A 17,624-nucleotide genomic window follows, 5' to 3' on the forward strand; every position below is an offset into this window, starting at 1 on the left:
AGAACTGCGCAAAGATTTCAACAGGTAATTGGAAAATATTTTCTGAATTTTAGTCCCGTTTCAACCGTAAGGCGCTTCTTCGCGCCACTCTACCAGCTGTAAAACGCCGCTCTCGTCTTTGTCGGGCGCCGGCTGACGGCTCTTCGTGTGCTGCTCTGCACCGAAAAGCCCGTCTCCGTACTGTGCCATCACGCCCGGCGACCGCCCGGCCAGATACTCGGCGGCGTTCTTCTGCCGACAGGCGACAGGGGTGCCGTTCGTCATCGGGACGCCGGGCTGCTCGATCTCGGGAGGCAGCTGCACATCGGGGTCATCCGGCTGTGACGGCGGCTGCTGAGAGCCGCAACCCGGTTTGGGCGGCTCTGTGCTCGGCGGCTGTCCGAGGGCCGGACTGACCCGGCTGCCCGCCTCCTCCGGCGGACTGCTGGGGCCGGGTGCGTCCTCAAGCTGGCGGCGGATGAAGGGTGTGAGAGATTCCATAAAAAACACCTCCGTACTTAGGGTGTGCGGAGGCGTGGGAGAATATGCGCTGGGCCGCTGCCCAGACTCCTTTTTACATCACGCCGTCGGGAACAGCTTCTCCCATGTGGCCTTGCCCACCGTGCCGTCGGCGGCGAGGCCATGGCGGGCCTGATAGCGCTTGACGGCGGCAGCAGTGCCTGTGCCGAACTTGCCGTCGGTGGTCAGGCGCTCGCCCTCGGCGTTGAGCTTCTGCTGCACCAGACGGACGCAGCCGCCTGTGCTGCCGCTGCGCAGCACGATGCCGGGGTAGGGGACGGTCAGGCCGTGCTTGGCCGTGTAGCGGGCGTAGAGGACGTTCCATGTGTTCGCGCCCACCTTGCCGTCCTCTGCCAGACCATACCGCAGCTGGAACTCCCGGACGGCCTTTTCGGCCTTTGCACCGAAGCGGCCGTCCACGGTGAGGGCTGCGTGCCATGTGCAGCTGTCCCGGATGCCGTTGAGCCACGTCTGTACGAGGGCCACGTCGGGGCCGGAGCTGCCGCGCTGGATGAGTGAGTAGTAAGCAGGGATCGCCATAGTGTTGTCACACTCCTTCCGCGCCTATCCTATGCGGCGTCGGGGCAGAGCGTTCCCCCGGCCAGCACTGCATCCTCCCGGGGGGCGGTGACTTCGCCCCACCACTCCACCAGCCGGAATCGCACGAGGTACTCCCCGCAGACGAGGTCGTTTTCTTCGGGCCGTGCATACCCGCCGCAGGCCGACCGGCAGAGGCCCGGGTAGAGCACACACCACCAGTTGCGGCCCGGCCGGTGCGTCCCGATGTCCAGCCGCACTGCATCGTACCGTCCGGCGGGCAGGGCCGCTCCTGCGTAGCGCCGGGTGGGGAAATACATATTGACGAGGCAGGCGTGCACCGGTGCGTGGGTGCCCCGCGCTGCCAGCACCTCCCGGGCCGTCAGTTCGAGCCGGACGAGATTTGACGCCGCCCAGACCTTGGCGTCGGCTTTGCCGTCCGCTGGGCAGCTCTCGTCGGCAAGGGCCAGCACGGCATCCCGGACGGCCAGCTTCGCGCTCTGGTCCCGCACTGCGTTGGTGTCGGCCCGGATGTGGAGCCGCAGGGTGTCGGCAGCGAGGGCGTCGGCGGCGTCCAGCTGCCCCTTCGCCCAGCCTGCCCCCAGCGACAGCAAAAAGCAGAGCAGCAGGGCGGCGCACAGCGCCCCCATCTCCCGGCGTGATAACATAAAAACCAGCCTCCTCTGGAAGTTTTATCCAGAGGATGGGCTGGCGGAGGGTGTTTTATTCACAGTTCCTTTTCGTCGAAAAGTGTGCTATAATAGTCTTGCGGCCTTGCCCGCCCATTACAAAATGGGAGGGAGGCCAATGATTTTTTAAAGGAACCCGGGTTGCGGCTCCCAGCGTCTGCTTCGCTGCCGCTCGCATCCTGCTGGCCGCGGCCCCAACAGCTCCTCCCTGTTTCCGCCACTGGCGGCGGTCGTCGCCGTTGCAAGTGGCTTGACGGATGGTTCTCGGGCCGCAAGCACTAAAAAGAAGACCCCCTTGTGGAGTAGCAGCTCCGTAAGGGGGTTTTCTTTTGCTTTTGGTGAAATGTTATGCTGAGTTTTACTCTCGTACTTTTATTATATGCGATTTCCCGCAGAAGTCAAGCACTGCACGGAAAGTTTACAACTCCCGTATCAGAATGCCGGAGCCTTACTTAGTTCTTCAGCGACTGCATGGGTGCGGGAAGGCGGCCGCCGCGGTTGATGAAGACGGAGGGGTCGCGCTGGTTGACGGGCATGATCGGCCCGTAGCCCAGCAGGCCGCCGAAGTCCAGCACCTCGCCCGCCTTCCGGCCGATGGCCGGGATGACGCGGACGGCGGTGGTCTTGGTGTTGACCATGCCGATGGCGGCTTCGTCGGCGATGAGGGCGCTGATGACGGCGGGGGTGGTGTCGCCGGGGATGATGACCATGTCGATGCCCACCGAGCAGACAGCCGTCATGGCCTCCAGTTTCTCGATGGTCAGACAACCGGACTCGGCGGCGTGGATCATGCCGTCGTCCTCGCTGACGGGGATGAACGCGCCCGACAGGCCGCCGACATGGTTGGAGGCCATGACGCCGCCCTTCTTGACGGCGTCGTTCAGCAGGGCGAGGCAGGCGGTGGTGCCGCAGCAGCCGCAGGTCTCAAGGCCCATCTCCTCGAGGATGTTGGCCACGCTGTCGCCCACGGCGGGGGTGGGGGCCAGAGACAGGTCAATGATGCCGGCGGGCACGCCCAGCTCCTCGGAGGCGAGATTGGCCACCAGCTGGCCCACGCGGGTGATCTTGAAGGCCGTCCGCTTCACCAGCTCGGCCACCTGATCGATGGGGGCATCCTTGGGCAGGCGGGCCAGCGCGGCGCGGACTGCGCCCGGGCCGGAGACGCCCACATGGATCTCGCAGTCCGGCTCGCCGGGGCCGTGGAACGCGCCCGCCATGAAGGGGTTGTCCTCGGGTGCATTGCAGAAGACAACGAGCTTTGCTGCGCCGATGCACTGACGGTCGGCGGTCAGCTCGCTGGCCTTCTTGACGGCCTCGCCCATCAGCTTCACGGCGTCCATGTTCAGGCCCGCTTTGGTCGCGCCGATGTTCACCGAGCTGCAGACGATGTCCGTCTCGGCGAGGGCACGGGGGATGGACTCGATGAGGCGCAGGTCGCCCGCCGAGAAGCCTTTGTGGACGAGGGCAGTGTAGCCGCCCACGAAGTTGACGCCGACCTTCTTACCGGCGGCGTCGAGGGTCTTGGCAAAGTCCACCGGGTCGGCGTCCGGGCAGGCACCCAGCAGCATGGCGATGGGGGTGACGCTGATGCGCTTGTTGATGATGGGGATGCCGTACTCGGCGCTGATGTGCTCCACAGCGGGCACGAGCCGGGCGGCACGGGTGGTGATCTTATTGTAGATCTTTTCGCAGGCCTTTTTGGGGTCCGGATCGATGCAGTCCAACAGGCTGATGCCCATGGTGACGGTGCGCACGTCCAGATTGTCCTGCGTGAACATCTCGATGGTCTCGAGGATGTCGCCGGTGTTCATCATGTTCATATTCGTATCTCCTCAGATGGTATGCATCGCGTCAAAAACTTCCTGACGGGTGAGATTGATCTGCATCCCCATCTCGGCGGCGAGAACATTCATCTTCTGGTGCAGCTCCTCGTGGGAGACATTGCACTTGGTGATGTCCACCAGCATGATCATGGCGAACATACCCTGCAGGATGCTCTGGGTGACGTCTTCGATGTTGATGTTCAGCTCGCTGCACAGGCCCGAGACGCGGGCGACGACGCCCACGGTGTCGTGGCCGATGACGGTAATGAATGCTTTCATAGTTCTACCCCTTCTCTTATGTGGTGGTACGGCCTCTCCGTCACGCCTTTGGCGTGAGGGCAGGCTTCTCCTCGTACAACCTCTCAGTCTGCTTCGCAGCCAGCTCCCCTAGTAGGGGAGCCTCTGGCGAAAAGGCGAAACTTTACGAAATGCCAAGGCCTCCCCTCGGTAGGGGAGGTGGCACGGCAAAGCCGTGACGGAGAGGTTGATTCGTGGGCATACCCGAGTGGTTAATCCTCCCTTAGTATAGCAGATTTCACGAAAAATGAACACTCTTTTTGGAAAAAAGAGCAGGGAAGAAGGACAAAAGAGTGTCTATTGTGGGCGGAATGGGGCGGGAAACTGCAAAAACTGGGTGCAAACCGCCCGCTGGTGTGTTATACTGATAGAAATATCGCACAGGCTGAACAAAGGAGAAACGACTATGGAACAGCTTCTGAAGATCCTTGAGGACAACGCCCGGATGTCGGTGGAGGACATCGCGGCTATGCTGAACAAATCCCCCGCCGAGGTGGCGGCGATGATCGACCTTGCCCGGGCGCAGGGCATCATCAAGGGCTACAAGACCCTCGTGGACTGGGAGAAGGCCGGGGTGAACCGGGTGGAGGCCGTCATCGAGCTGAACGTCAGCCCCAAAAAGAGCCGGGGCTTCGACGAGATCGCAGCCACTATCGCCTCCTTCGACGAGGTGGAGAGCGTGCTGCTGATGAGCGGCGGCTACGACCTGCAGCTGGTCATCAAGGGCCAGACCTTTCAGGAGATCGCCCTCTTCGTGGCAAAGCGTCTGTCCCCGCTGGACGATGTGCTGTCCACAGCTACCCACTTCGTGCTCCGCACCTACAAGAAAGAGGGCCGTCTGTATCAGGACGAAGAAATCGATGAAAGAGAGTGCACGGTGCTGTGATGGATTATGATAGACTGATCGCGCCTGCCGCCGCCGCCATGCGGCCCTCCGGCATCCGCAAATTTTTCGACCTTGCCGCCGAGATGCCCGAGTGCATCAGCCTCGGCGTCGGCGAGCCGGACTTCAAGACCCCGTGGGCCGTCCGGGAGGCCGGCATCGAGAGTCTCGAGCATGGCCGCACCCGCTATACCTCCAACGCCGGTCTGAAGGAGCTGCGGGCCGAGATCGCCCGCTACCTCGACCGCCGGATGGGCCTGAAATACGACCCGGCCAAGGAGGTCCTCGTCACCGTGGGCGGCAGCGAGGCCATTGATATGTGCATCCGCACACTGGTACAGCCCGGCGATGAGGTCATCATCCCCGAGCCGTGCTTCGTCTGCTATGAGCCGATCACGACCCTCTCCGGCGGCGTGCCGGTACACGTGGCCTGTCATCAGGAGGACGAGTTCCGCCTCCGGGCCGACGCCCTGAAAGCCGCCATCACCCCGCGCACCAAGCTCCTCATCATGCCTTTCCCCAACAACCCCACCGGCGCAGTGATGGAGCGGGAAGACCTTGAGGCCATCGCCGAGGTGCTGCGGGGCACCGACATCATGGTGCTGTCGGATGAGATCTATGCTGAGCTGAACTACGGCCTCCAGAACCATGTCTCCATCGCCACCCTGCCCGGCATGGCTGAGCGGACGGTGGTGGTCAACGGCTTCTCCAAGACTTACGCTATGACGGGCTGGCGGCTGGGCTATGCCTGCGGCCCCGCGCCCATCATCAAAATTATGACGAAAATTCATCAGAGCGCCATCATGAGCGCCCCCACCACCAGCCAGTATGCCGCCATCACGGCCCTCAAGGACTGCGACGGCGAGATCGAGCGGATGCGCAACGAGTACAATATGCGCCGCCGCCTCGTGGTCAAGAGCTTCAACGACATGGGCCTGAGCTGCTTTGAGCCTCGGGGCGCATTCTATGCCTTCCCCTGCATCAAGTCCAGCGGCATGACCAGCGAGGAGTTCTGCACCAAGCTTCTGGAGCAGAAGCATGTTGCCATCATTCCGGGCAACGCCTTTGGTGCGTCCGGCGAGGGGTACGCCCGGGTGTCCTACGCCTACAGCGTGGAGCACCTGATGGAGGCCCTCCGCCGCATCCGGGAGTTCCTGAGCGAGAACGGCAAGTGAGGAGGGGACAGACGATGCGCAGCAGTGTGACGGTGCTGGCCCCGGCCAAGCTGAATCTGGCGCTGGACGTGGTGGGCATCCTGCCCGGGGGCTACCACGCGCTGGACATGACCATGCAGGCCATTTCGCTGTATGAGCGGGTGGTCATCCGCCGCAGCCCCTACCTCGACCTGACCCTCCCGGGCAGCAAGGTCAAGGCAGGCCCCGGCAACACCGCCATCAAGGCGGCGCTGGCCTTTTTTCACTACACAGGCCTGCTGGCGGGGGCCGACATCACCATCTATAAAAACGTGCCTGTCCGGGCTGGCATGGCAGGCGGCAGCGCCGACGCTGCCGCCGTGCTGGTGGGCCTGAATGAGCTGTACGGTGCGCGGCTGTCCATGAGCGAGCTGTGCGCGCTGGGGGCGTCCATCGGCGCGGACGTGCCCTTCGCCCTCATGGGCGGCACCTGCCGGGTGCAGGGCCTCGGCGATGTGCTCAAGCCCCTGCCGCCCCTGCCGGAGTGCTGGTTCACGGTGGTCATGCCCGACTACGGCGTCTCCACCCCTGAGGCATTTGCGGCCTATGACCGGGTGGGCAGCAGCGTCCACCCCGACTGCGCCGCGCAGGAGGCCGCCATCCGGGCCGAGGACCTCGACGGAGTCTGTGCCGCCGCAGGCAATGCCCTCGAGGAGTGCAGCGGCGCGAAGGACAATGAGGCCATCAAGAACGCCCTGCGGGAAAACGGCGCGGTCGCTGCCCTCATGACCGGCAGCGGTGCAGCAGTCTTTGGCGTCTTCCGCACCGAGGACGAGGCCCTTGCCGCTGCCGCCGCCCTCCGTCCTCGCTGGCCGGAGGTCTATACCGCCCAGCCCGTAAGGGGAGGGGCGGAGGTGCAGCCGGTGAGACGGCGCTGACAGTACGATGCATCTGTGAATTTTTTATGCCGTGCTTGACTTTTGGGCGGGATGGCATATAATAGATTCAGGAATGTGAATACTCCATTGGCCTAACCCCCAATGGAAAAGCCCCCAAGGAGCCGTGAACTCCAAGGGGGCTTTCCTTTTTAGGCTTTGCGGTTCTCGTCGTATCGGTCAAGCTGTCCTTCGCCTCCCCAAATGCATAACCCTCCCTCCCTTTGGGCATACTGCCCGCAGGAAGGGAGGGCCTTTTTGTGCAGAGCTTTTACAAAATCTGTCTCGTCCTGATGATCGTCGGGGGCATCAACTGGGGGCTGGTGGGCCTGTTCCAGTTCGATTTCGTCGGCTGGCTGCTGGGGGGCAGCGCGTCCATCTGGTCGCGCATCGTCTTTACGCTGGTGGGCGTGGCCGCAGTCTGCGGCATCCCGGGGCTGTTCGGTGACGACGAGACCGGGGAGTGACCCCGGCCTCCGGACAAAACAAAAAGGCTCTCGTGCCGTCAGGAATGCGGCGCGAAAGCCTTTTTTGTATCGTACAGGGCGCTCATGCCAGCAGGAAATGATGGCACGAACAGATCTCAGTACCTCAGACTCCCATGCCGACCGAAAAGAATGGCACGAAAGCCAGTGTGTTTTATAAAAAGATATCCCACCCGATCGTCTGCGGCAATCAAACCTACCCTTACGGACAGGTGGGTGCCCTGTCGCCGGTTTCGCGCTTCCTCATCGAGCCTTCATGGTCGACCCATGACGGGGAGGTCTGCAATCCACCGGAGAACTCCAAGCTCCCGTTGATTGATTAGTAGGATCATATAAACCGCAACAAATCGAGTCGGGCAGGAAAACCTTACGCAGTTGACAAATCAGTCGATCTCAAACTGGTCGCTCAGACGCTTCTCGAACAGCTTGCTGACTTCCAGCAGCGTTTCATCGTCCTCCACCACGTCGAGATACTCGCCCTCATCGTCCTCGCCGACACTCAGGATGACCAACTGGGCATCCTCGTCCAGATCATCCTCGTTCTCGGCGTATTCCACGACGGCAAGATAATGCACGCCCTTGTGGTCCAGAGCGTCGATCACTTCAAACGTGACCTCGTTGCCATCCTCGTCCTCGAGGGTCATCAGATCAGGCTGATACTCCTCTTCGGTCTCAGCGGCGGGCTTCTTCATCTCTTCTGCCATAGATCACGTTCTCCTATCGAAATACCGGGTATGCACTATTATACACAAACAGATTATCTCACATATGCCCCGGCGGCCCCATCGCTCTGGTGGTGCGGGTTCCGGGTACGCCTATAGTTTAGCGTTTTTATCGTCACTCGTCAAGAGTTTTTTCAAAGAAATTATCGGACAAAGTTTGATGCTTTTTTCTCTCGCATTTCATCCCGGAATGTGCTATACTATATCGATAGCTTTTACTACAGCATACGAAGAGGGAGGCCCGGATATGAGAGCCTTGAAAAAAATAATGGCCGCACTGGCCCTGACGGCAGTGCTGGCCGGGTGCAGTGGGGGCGGCGTCCTCTCCAGCCTCAAGGGCGGCAGCACGTCAGCTCAGAGCATCAGCCGCCCGGCGGTGGAGTCGGCAGAGCTGCAGTTCGCCCACCCGGCGGCGGGGGACACCATCGCGGTGTTCGACACCTCGGCGGGCATCTTTAAGGCCGTGCTTTTCCCCGACGAAGCCCCGCAGGCGGTGCAGAACTTCACCACGCTGGCCGGGCAGGGCTTTTATAACGGTCTCACCGTCACCCGGGTGGAGAAGGATTTTGTGGTCGAGGCCGGGCAGGGCGCAGACGGCAGGGGCACCACCATCTGGAACGGCAGCCGCTACCCCGCCGAGACCACCGATAAGCTCCACCATTACTCCGGTGCCCTCTGTGCGGCGGCGGACGCCTCGGGCGAATGCGCCAGCGTTTTCTACGTCATGGAGACGCTGCCGGGCGCAGACTCAGTGACACAGGAGCTGACCGACCAGATGACTGCCGCCGGCTGGCGGGCCGAGGTCATCAGCGCTTACCAGACGGCGGGCGGCGCACCCTATCTCGACTACACCGATACCGTCTTCGGGCAGGTGTACGAGGGGATGGACGTGGTGGACGCCATCGCCCGGACCGGCGTGGATGAGGCTCAGCGCCCCACCGAACCCATCACCATCAACAGTGTGACCATCACGAAATACGAATAAGAAGCTGCTTTTCCGCCCTCCGGGCGGTGGGACAGCTGCAAAAAAATCACCCGCCAACTGGCGGGTGATTTGCGTTTATGGGGAAAAGGGACAGGTCAGGTCTTCTTTACCTGCAGAGTGATGGCGATGTAGGTCTTCCCTCGATAGGTCTCAGCTGCTACGCCTACCTTGGCCCAGTTGCTGGAAAGATTGAACTTCAGGTTAGAAGCCTCCTTGTTCTCGGTGATGTAACCAATGAGTTTTTCCAAGGTAGTGTCCTTATAATCGTATTGGGCGATGAGGGTCAGGGTCGAAGTTTTTTCATCGTACGTTACTTCGTGGTAGCCTGTGTATCCTCTGAAGCTACCTTTCAGTTTGGCCTTCAGACTGGCTTTGGCGATACGCTGCATCCCATCGTCATTTTTTAGGCTTGCGGTGGAGGTATTGCGTTGGATGGCCCCCATCACCTCGGCTTCGGCCTGGGCCTCCGGGCCGGAAGAACCGCCGCCACCGCTGCAGGCGGTCAGGAACAGAAGGGTCAGTGCACCGGCCAGAAGCAGGGCAGTCAGTTTTCTCAGTTTTGTCATGTGGGTCGCCTCCAATCGTTTTTGTTTCGGTGAGTCCAGTTGTTTTTTCTCATGAAGAAGCGTCATCCCCGGCCATCTGGGCAGGGGGTTCTTCTACCCTCATTTTATCGGAGAAGAGCCGGTGCTGTCAAGCCGGAAAACTATACAAATTCGGCTTGGGAAAATTGTGAAAACAAACCGGAAAACGACGATTTTCTGCGGACTTCGCAACAAACTGTCCGGATTTCGCAAAGAAACTTTGCCGCAGGGGCGGCGGGGGGCTTTCAGACCTCCCCCGGATGCTCCTTCCGCCATGCGAGATAGTCGTCCAGAATGACCGTCGCGCTCACCGAATCGAGGATGCCCTTCCGCTTTGCGCCGAAGGTGCCGCTCTCGTCGAGGAGGTCGGCGGCGGCGCAGGTGGTCTGGCGCTCGTCCCACATCCGGACGGGCAGCCCGCTCCAGATCTCCACAGTCTTGGCCAGCTTCCGGCTCTTGCGGGCACGCTCGCCCTCGGTGCCGTCCATGTTCAGCGGCAGGCCGATGACGATCAGCTCCGCCCCGATGTCCTTTGCCACCTCGCAGACCTTCGAGGCCACCTTGTCCCGGGCCTTGAGGGTGATCTGGGGCGTGATGGCGGTGGTGAGAAATTCGGTGCGGTCGCAGGTGGCGAGGCCGGTGCGGCTGTCACCGTAATCTACGGCTAATATTTTCATGCAGGGTCATCCTCCTGAGATGATTTTTTCTCCATTGTACCACAGAATAGATGTCGCTGCAATTTTGTGGTACAATGAGAAATAAGCAGAAAATCCATCCAACGGAGAGATTCATCATGTTAAAACTACTTTTAGGAGCTTCCGGCAGCGGAAAGACCACCCTGCTGTACCAGCGCATCCGCGCCCGGGCCGAGGCGGGCGGCAGGAGCATCCTGCTGGTGCCGGAACAGTTCACCTCGTCCACCGAGGGCCGCATCCACCGGGAGCTGGGAGACGCGCTGAGCGGGCTGGTGGAGAGCTTTTCCTTCACCAGCCTCGCCGAGCACATCCTGTCGGCGGAGGGCGGCTCCGCCGTCCAGACCCTCAGCGATGCGGGCCGGGCCGTGCTGGTCCGCCGAGCCCTCGAGGAATTGCAGGACAACGTCCATTATTACTATCGCCACCGCCGCTCTGCCGCCTTCTGCCAGATGGCTGCGGAGACCATCGACGAGCTGAAGAGCGCGGGCCTCTCGGGCCAGCGGCTCTATGCGCTGGCGCAGGAGTGCGGCGCAGACAGCGCAAAGCTCAGCGAGCTGGCCCTCATCTTTCAGGGCTACGAGACCCTGCTGGCCGGGACGGGCATGGACCCCTCCGACCGCCTCACGCTGGCTGCGTCCCGCCTCGAGAACGCCCTTGCCCGGGGAGGACTGCCGGAGTTTCTGCGCGGTCGGGAGGTGTTCATCGACGAGTTCGACACCTTCAACGCCCCGAAAAAGCGGCTGATGGGTGCGCTGCTGGCCTCTCTGCCCACCGTGACGGTGGCTCTCTGCGATGACGGCGCTCCCCTCATCCCGGGGGATATGAGCCTTTTCTCGGGGGCAAAGCAGGTGGCGGCACAGCTGCGCCAGCTAGCCCGCCGGAGCGGCACCGAGGTGGCCGTGCCGGAGCTGCTGCGCCGGGACGTGCGCCACGCCGATGCCCCCGGCCTCGCGGCAGCGGCCCGGCTGCTGGCGTCGGGCCAGTGCGACCCGCCCCCGGCCTGCCCGGAAATAAAGCTCTTCGCCGCCCCCAGCCGGGAGGAGGAAGCCCGGGCTGCTGCTGCGGCTATCTGCCGCCTCATGCGGCAGGGCGTCCGCTGCGGCAGGGTCGCCGTGGTCTGCCGCGACATTGCAAAGTACCGCGCCGCCGTCCGGTACGAGTTCCGGATGGCGGACATCCCCCTCTACTGCGACGAGCCGACCACCCCTGAGTTCAGCGCTCCGGCCACGGCGGTGCGCTGCCTGCTGGCCATTGCCCGGGGCGCAGAGCTGACCGAACAGCTCACCACGCTGGCAAAGACGGGCCTGTGTGCCCTCACCGAAGAGGAGGTCTGCGCCCTCGAGAACTACGCCTACACATGGTCGCCGGGCGCGGCAGCGTGGCGCGCTCCCTTCGAAAAGAATCCCCGGGGCTTCGGCGACGCAGACCCCACCGCCGAGGATACCGAGAACCTCGCCCGGGCCGAGAAGGCCCGCGCCCTCCTTGTAACGGCCGCCGACGGTCTGCGTGCAAAGCTCCGCTCCGCCAGCGCCGAGCAGATGAGCCGCGCTCTCTACTTCTGCCTCAAGGAGCTGGGGGCCGAGGAGGCACAGGCCGCGCAGGTGGAGGCCATCCGGGCCGAGCGGGGCATCCCCGCCGCCGAGGAAGCCGCCCGGGAGTGGAATGTGGTCATGGGCCTGCTGGACGAGATGGCCAGCCTGTTGGGCGGTCAGAGCGTCACCATCGCCGAGTACGAGGAGCTCTTCGGTCTGCTGCTGCGCTCCTCCGACCTCGGCCACATCCCCCAGACGCTGGACGCTGTGGTGCTGGCCAGCGCGGGCAAGATGCGCCTCGATGCGCCGGACTACGTCTTTGTGCTGGGCCTCTCCGAGGGCGAGTTTCCCGCCGCGCCCGGCGAGACGGGCCTCCTGACCCACGCCGACCGGGACGCCCTCATGGCGCAGGAGGTCGAGCTGCCCGACTGCTTCGAGAACCGGGTCGTCCGTGAGCAGGTCTGCTTCTACAAGGCCCTCACCGCCCCGGCCAAGGGCCTCTGGCTCAGCTGGCCCAAGGGGCAGGGCCAGACCCTCTGCGCCGCCCTCGAGCCGGTCGTGGACCTGCTGGCCCCCGCTGCTCCCGTGCTGGAGCTGCCCGACCTCGCCGCCACCCCCGCCGACGGCCTCGATGTGCTGGGCGGCGGCTGGCCCCTGACGGACACCGAACGGGCCAGCCTCACCGAGGCCCTCTGCGCCCCCGGTGCAGCCGAGCCGGAGGGGCTCGCCCTCCTGCGCCGGATGGCGGGCCGCGCCCCCCGTCAGGTCAGCGACCTTGAGGCCCTCGAGACCCTGTTGGGGCGGCGTCTGCGCATTTCGCCCAGCCAGCTGGAAAAATATTACACCTGTCGGTACGGCTATTTTCTGCAATATGTTCTGGGCCTCCGCCCCCGCAGGCGGGCCGAGCTCTCCGCCGACCAGAGCGGCACCCTCATGCACTGGGTGCTCCAGATGGCCCTCGACCCCCATCCCGGCCCCGACAACCCCTGCGCGGGCCTGCAGCCCTTCCTCGACCTCGACGACGAGGCCATGGCAGCGCTGGCCGGGCTGCTGGTGGACGAGTATGCAAAGCGCTACCTCCCCGAGGACACGGCCCGCTTTGCCTACCTGCTCTCCCGCCTGAAAAAGAGCATGGCAGGCCTGCTGTGCTACCTGCGGGACGAGCAGCGTCAGTCCAGCTTCCGCCCTGTGGCCTGTGAGCTGAAGATCGGCCCCGGCGAGGACGCCGTCCGGGGCCAGACCTACCGCCTCTCCGACGGGCGGACGGTGCAGCTCATCGGCACGGTGGACCGTGCCGACGAGTGGATCGAGGACGACGGCACCCGCTGGGTGCGGGTGGTGGACTACAAGACCGGCTCGAAGAAGCTGGACCTCCGGGAGGTCTACTGCGGTCTTGACTGCCAGATGCTGCTCTACCTGTTCAGCCTGACCCGGGACGCGGGCGGACGCTTCACCGGGGCCGAACCGGCGGGCGTTTTGTATCTGCTGGCCGACCCCGCCCCCGAGACCACCACCCGAGACAAGGCCGCCCAGACCATGGACTATAAACTGGACGGCCTCGTGCGGGACGAGCGAAAGGTCTTCGACGCCATGGACGCCGAGGAGACGGGACGGTATCTGCCCTTCAGCTTCCGGGGCGGCGAACCCAGCCCCTACCAGAAGGACAAGCGGGCCGACAAGGCCAAGCTCTCCCGCATCCAGCTCCACCTCGACGACCTCGTCACCCGGATGGGCGAGCAGCTCTACAGCGGCTGCATCGCCGCCGAGCCGCTGGTCACGGGCCGAAGCCCCTGCCGGTGGTGCGATTACGGCTTTATCTGCTGCCACGAGGACGGCGTGGGAGAGCGCGCCCTCGACGCCCCCGCAAAGCCCTTTGAGCCATCCGAAGACCCCGATAAGAAGGAGGAAAAAGACCCGTGAGCGAGACAAAATGGACCCCGGCCCAGCGTGCCGCCATCGACGACCGGGGCGGTGCGCTGCTGGTGAGCGCCGCCGCGGGCAGCGGCAAGACCGCCGTGCTGACGGAGCGGGCCGTCCGGCTCATCACCGACCCGGAGCACCCCGTGGACGCCGACCGGCTCCTCATCGTCACCTTTACCAACGCCGCCGCCGCCGAGCTTCGCGCCCGCATCGGGCAGGCGCTGCTCCGCCGCAGTCAGGCCGAGCCGTCCAACACGGCCCTCCGCCGCCAGCGGATGCTTTTGCAGCGTGCCCCCATCTGCACCATTGACGCCTTCTGCCTCGACCTGCTCCGCAAGCACTTTCAGGCGCTGGACATCCCGCCCGACTTCACCCCCGCCGACCCCGGCAGCGTGGAGACGCTGCGCACTGCGGCCCTCGCCGAGACGCTGGAAGCGGCCTATCTGAACGCGGATTTCTGTGCCTTCGCCGACCTTTACGGCAAGGGCCGCACCGACAGTGCGGCGGGGGAGGCCGTCCTGCAGGTCTATGACTTCCTCCGCGCCCTGCCCGACTACGGCAGGAAGCTGGACGAGATGCTGGCCCCATGGCAGGACGAGAACGGCTTCGTCCGCACCTGCTGGCACGACATCCTGCTGGCCGAAGCCGCCCGGTCGGCCCGGGCGGCGGGGGAGCTGCTGTCCGCCGCATTGAAGGACAGCCGGGCCGACCTCGTCACGGCGCGGGCCGACGCCGAGGCCAGCAAAAAGACCCCCGCCGCCAAGGAAAAGGCTGTGGCGGGCATGAATGAGCGGTTCGCCGAGCCGCTGGAACGGCTCGAGAGCGCCGCCGCCCTGCTGGGAGAGGTGGAGCATCTGGCGGAGGCGGGGGAGTGGACGCCCCTCTACGATAAGCTGACGCCCTACGTCCTCGGCATGGAGCAGGTCCCCGGCCTCAAGAATATGAAAAAGCGGCTCACCGGCGAGCACAAGGACGCTGTCAAGACCCGGGCCGACGAGGCCGCGAAGCTCTTTGAAAAAATAGAAGATCTGATCAGCTGTAGTCTGGACGAGGCCGAGCTGGACCGGAGAGCCGCCGAACCCCGCCTGCGCGCCCTTTTTGCCGCCGTGCGGGACTTCGACGCCCGCTTTACGGCCCGGAAGCGGGAGCGCCGGCTGCTGGAATTCAGCGATTTCGAGCATCTGGCCCTCCGCCTCCTGCGGGACGAGGACGGCCAGCCCACTGAGCTGTGCCAGAGCATCCGACAGGGCTATGCTGCCGTCATGGTGGACGAATATCAGGACACCAACGCATTGCAGGATGCCCTTTACCGCTGCCTCGCAAGCCCGGCAGGGGACGACCTCTTCCTCGTGGGCGACCTCAAGCAGAGCATCTACCGCTTCCGGCAGGCCGACCCCACCATCTTCCGGGAGAAGCTGGAGAGCTGGCCGCCCCTGCCCGGCGGCGCGGCCCGCCCCCGCCCCGAAGAGGGTGCCCCCGGCAGGAACGCCCTGCTGGCGCTGGACGCCAACTTCCGCTCCGCCCCGCAGGTGGTGGCGGGCATCAACTTCCTCTTCGAACAGCTCATGACCCCTCAGCTGGGCGATACGGCCTACGGCGACGGCCAGCGCCTTGTCTGCGGTGCGCCGGGGGAGTATGAGGGCAGCGTGGAGGCCTGCTTCCTGTCCGATGACACCGCCGAGACGGATGCAAATTATATTGCCGACCGCATCGAGACGATGGTAGCCTCCGGTGAGCCGGTGCGGGATGGCGGCACCACCCGTCCGGTGCAGTATGAGGACTGCTGCGTCCTGCTGGCGGCACGCGGCGACTTTCCGGCCTACGCCGAGGCCCTGACGGCCCGGGGCATCCCGGTCTACGCCGACGCCCGGGAGAACCTCTTGGACGCACCCCACATCCGCCCCCTCATCGCCCTGCTGCGGGTCATCGACAACCCCGCGCAGGACATCTACCTTGCTGCCGCTATGCTCGGCCCCATGTTCGGCTTCACCGACGATGACCTCGTCCGCCTCCGGGCAGGGGCGCAGAGCACCGACCAGCACACCCGCATCAGCCTCTACGGCGCGGTATTGCAGGCTGCACGCAGCGGGGCGGAGGATGACTTCACCCGCCGGGTGGGGGCTTTTTACCAGCGTCTCACCGCCCTGCGCCGGATGGCCCGGAGCGTGCCGGTGGAGGAACTGCTGGAGGAGATCTTCGTCTCCACCGGCTATCTCGCCGCCCTCGGTGCCATGGAGAACGGTCAGCGCCGCCGGGAGGACGCGAGAAGGTTTGCCGCTTTCTGCGCCGGTGCGGGCGCGGGGGGCATCTCGGCCCTCGTCCGGGCCATCGACGCGGCCGCGCTGGCCGGTTCCACCGGGCAGGAGACCACCCCCGGCGGGGCAAGGCCCGGCTGCGTCACCATCATGACCATCCATCGCTCCAAGGGCCTGCAGTTCCCGGTGGTCTTCGTGGCCGACACGGCCCGGCAGTTCAACGCCGCCGATACCCGCCAGCCCGTCCTGCTCCACCGGGTCTGCGGGGCGGGACTCCGCCTCCGTCCCGAGGGCGGCGAGGGGTCTTATCGGACGGCGGCCTACACCGCCCTTGCCACTGTCCACGCCGCTGAGCTGCGCAGCGAGCAGATGCGGCTTTTGTATGTGGCGCTCACCCGGGCGCAGGACAAGCTCATCCTCACCGTCCCGCTGGGCATCGGCCGGACGTCCAACCCCTTCGCCAAAGCCGCCGCCTTCCTTGCCGCCGGGGCGGGCCAGACCCTGAACGCCCAGGCGGGCAGCTTTGCCGACTGGCTGCGGGCAGCTCTCCTCGTCCACCCGAACGGCGGGCCGCTCCGCCGCCTTGCGGGGAACCTTGAACTGCCCTTTGTGGATACCCGGAGCACCCTCACCCTCACAGTGCAGGCAGACCCCCTCCCGCCCGCAGGGCCGCGCACCGGGGAGGAAACGCCGCCTCAGCCCGAGGCCGACCCCGCCCTTGTGGAAACGCTGCGGCAGGGCTTCGGCTGGCAGTATCCGGCGGCGGCGCTGGCAAATATCCCCGCCAAGGTCAGCGTCACCAGCCTTGTCCACGCCGCCGAACGCACCACTCTTGAGCGCCCGGGCTTCCTCTCAAAGGACGGCCTCACCGCTGCCGAGATGGGCACGGCCCTCCACGCCTTCCTCGAGCACGCCGACTTCGCCGCGCTGGCGGCGGTGCAGGGCGGGGAGGATGCCGCTGTGCTGGATGCAGTCCGCACCGAGCGGGAGCGTCAGGTGGCGGCACAGCTCACGCCCCCCGCCATCGCCGAAAAACTGGATGAAAATAAGATCCTCCGCTTTGTGCGCAGCGAGGCCTTTGACCGCATCTGCGGTGCAGAGGAGGTGCTGCGGGAGCTGGCCTTCATCACCTCGCTGCCCGCCGCAGAGGTCATGGCCGCGCAGGGACGTGCCCTGCCGGAGGGGAACAGCGCTGCCGACGCCGGGGTGCTGGTGCAGGGCATCGCGGACATCGTCCTCGTCTACCCCGACCACCTTGAGCTGCTGGACTACAAGACCGACCGCCGCAAGACACGCGCCGATTTCGTCCGCGCCTACCGCGCCCAGCTGGAGCTGTACGCCAAGGCCATCGACAAGCGCTTCGCGCCCCGGCGGGTGACGTATAAGGGAATCTACTCGCTGGAGCTGGGGGAATTGATAAAGGTATAGAGAGAGGGCGAAGCGTTGCGGGACGCCAAAGCCTCTCCCTTTGGGAGAGGTGTCACCGAAGGTGACGGAGAGGGCAAGGATGCTGACGGAAAATCGCAGGCACAGCGATAGCATCGCTCTGACGAAGCGCCTGCCGATCGCTGTAAAGAGGCCCTGTCGCGCCGGGCTTGCCCTCTCAGGCGCTTCGCGCCAGCTCTCCCAAGGGGAGAGCCTTGGGGCGGTC

General features: G+C 64.6%; 15 protein-coding genes and 1 other RNA gene. 7 read left to right on the plus strand and 9 right to left on the minus strand.

Annotated elements, in window-relative coordinates; translation table 11 throughout:
* Positions 1 to 60 precede the first annotated feature (60 nt).
* From MTP38_RS04560 to MTP38_RS04580, 5 genes are all read right to left on the minus strand, one after another.
* On the minus strand, positions 61 to 480 hold the full coding sequence (locus tag MTP38_RS04560) for a hypothetical protein (protein WP_249234391.1): 420 nt from the start codon (positions 478 to 480) through the stop codon (positions 61 to 63).
* Positions 481 to 558: 78 nt separating this feature from the next.
* Positions 559 to 1,038: a peptidoglycan-binding domain-containing protein gene (locus MTP38_RS04565; RefSeq protein WP_249234392.1), complete on the minus strand. Its 480-nt coding sequence runs from the start codon at positions 1,036 to 1,038 to the stop codon at positions 559 to 561.
* 29 nt (positions 1,039 to 1,067) lie between these two features.
* Complete coding sequence (locus MTP38_RS04570; RefSeq protein WP_249234393.1) at positions 1,068 to 1,703, minus strand: stage II sporulation protein R; 636 nt, start codon at positions 1,701 to 1,703, stop codon at positions 1,068 to 1,070.
* Positions 1,704 to 2,176: 473 nt separating this feature from the next.
* Positions 2,177 to 3,544 (minus strand): PFL family protein, encoded by a 1,368-nt coding sequence (locus tag MTP38_RS04575; RefSeq protein ID WP_227619881.1) that lies wholly within the window; start codon positions 3,542 to 3,544, stop codon positions 2,177 to 2,179.
* A 12-nt stretch (positions 3,545 to 3,556) separates the two neighbouring features.
* Entirely contained in the window at positions 3,557 to 3,826 is a 270-nt protein-coding gene (locus MTP38_RS04580) for an ACT domain-containing protein (RefSeq protein ID WP_249234394.1), read from the minus strand.
* A gap of 424 nt (positions 3,827 to 4,250) precedes the next feature.
* Between MTP38_RS04580 and MTP38_RS04585 the strand changes: the two genes are divergently transcribed.
* The 4 genes from MTP38_RS04585 to MTP38_RS04600 all read left to right on the plus strand — a co-directional run bounded on the left by MTP38_RS04585 (position 4,251) and on the right by MTP38_RS04600 (position 7,262).
* The gene (locus tag MTP38_RS04585) at positions 4,251 to 4,730 is read left to right on the plus strand and encodes an Lrp/AsnC family transcriptional regulator (RefSeq protein WP_015563659.1); all 480 of its coding nucleotides are present in this window, start codon (positions 4,251 to 4,253) and stop codon (positions 4,728 to 4,730) included.
* A complete protein-coding gene (locus MTP38_RS04590; protein WP_249234659.1) occupies positions 4,730 to 5,902 on the plus strand; it encodes an aminotransferase class I/II-fold pyridoxal phosphate-dependent enzyme in 1,173 nt (390 codons plus the stop codon). The genes MTP38_RS04585 and MTP38_RS04590 overlap by 1 nt, the downstream gene beginning before the upstream one ends.
* A 14-nt stretch (positions 5,903 to 5,916) precedes the next feature.
* Positions 5,917 to 6,798, plus strand: coding sequence for a 4-(cytidine 5'-diphospho)-2-C-methyl-D-erythritol kinase (ispE, locus tag MTP38_RS04595; RefSeq protein WP_249234395.1), 882 nt, complete (start codon positions 5,917 to 5,919; stop codon positions 6,796 to 6,798).
* Between the two features lie 257 nt (positions 6,799 to 7,055).
* The gene (locus tag MTP38_RS04600; protein WP_227619875.1) at positions 7,056 to 7,262 is read left to right on the plus strand and encodes a DUF378 domain-containing protein; all 207 of its coding nucleotides are present in this window, start codon (positions 7,056 to 7,058) and stop codon (positions 7,260 to 7,262) included.
* Between the two features lie 180 nt (positions 7,263 to 7,442).
* On the opposite strand, the gene ssrS is transcribed toward MTP38_RS04600, so the two are convergent.
* A non-coding RNA gene (gene ssrS, locus MTP38_RS04605) (6S RNA) lies at positions 7,443 to 7,646 on the minus strand.
* A 17-nt stretch (positions 7,647 to 7,663) separates the two neighbouring features.
* Positions 7,664 to 7,984 (minus strand): DUF1292 domain-containing protein, encoded by a 321-nt coding sequence (locus tag MTP38_RS04610; RefSeq protein ID WP_227619873.1) that lies wholly within the window; start codon positions 7,982 to 7,984, stop codon positions 7,664 to 7,666.
* Positions 7,985 to 8,249: 265 nt separating this feature from the next.
* Here MTP38_RS04610 and MTP38_RS04615 point away from each other — a divergent pair, with 265 nt between their 5' ends.
* Entirely contained in the window at positions 8,250 to 8,987 is a 738-nt protein-coding gene (locus MTP38_RS04615; RefSeq protein WP_249234396.1) for a peptidylprolyl isomerase, read from the plus strand.
* A gap of 95 nt (positions 8,988 to 9,082) precedes the next feature.
* Here the strand turns inward: MTP38_RS04615 and MTP38_RS04620 are convergent, their stop codons facing one another.
* Together MTP38_RS04620 and ruvX are read right to left on the minus strand one after the other, a co-directional pair.
* The gene (locus tag MTP38_RS04620) at positions 9,083 to 9,553 is read right to left on the minus strand and encodes a hypothetical protein (RefSeq protein ID WP_249234397.1); all 471 of its coding nucleotides are present in this window, start codon (positions 9,551 to 9,553) and stop codon (positions 9,083 to 9,085) included.
* Positions 9,554 to 9,816: 263 nt separating this feature from the next.
* Positions 9,817 to 10,248: a Holliday junction resolvase RuvX gene (gene ruvX, locus MTP38_RS04625; RefSeq protein ID WP_249234398.1), complete on the minus strand. Its 432-nt coding sequence runs from the start codon at positions 10,246 to 10,248 to the stop codon at positions 9,817 to 9,819.
* A 116-nt stretch (positions 10,249 to 10,364) separates the two neighbouring features.
* On the opposite strand from ruvX, the gene MTP38_RS04630 reads away from it, so the two are divergent.
* Positions 10,365 to 13,718, plus strand: a complete 3,354-nt coding sequence (locus MTP38_RS04630) for a PD-(D/E)XK nuclease family protein (protein WP_249234399.1) — start codon at positions 10,365 to 10,367, stop codon at positions 13,716 to 13,718.
* A complete protein-coding gene (locus tag MTP38_RS04635) occupies positions 13,715 to 17,401 on the plus strand; it encodes a UvrD-helicase domain-containing protein (protein ID WP_249234400.1) in 3,687 nt (1,228 codons plus the stop codon). The genes MTP38_RS04630 and MTP38_RS04635 overlap by 4 nt, the downstream gene beginning before the upstream one ends.
* Positions 17,402 to 17,624: the final 223 nt, after the last annotated feature.

Origin of the sequence: Faecalibacterium sp. I3-3-89, from assembly GCF_023347275.1 — a bacterium.
Classification (GTDB): domain Bacteria; phylum Bacillota; class Clostridia; order Oscillospirales; family Ruminococcaceae; genus Faecalibacterium; species Faecalibacterium butyricigenerans.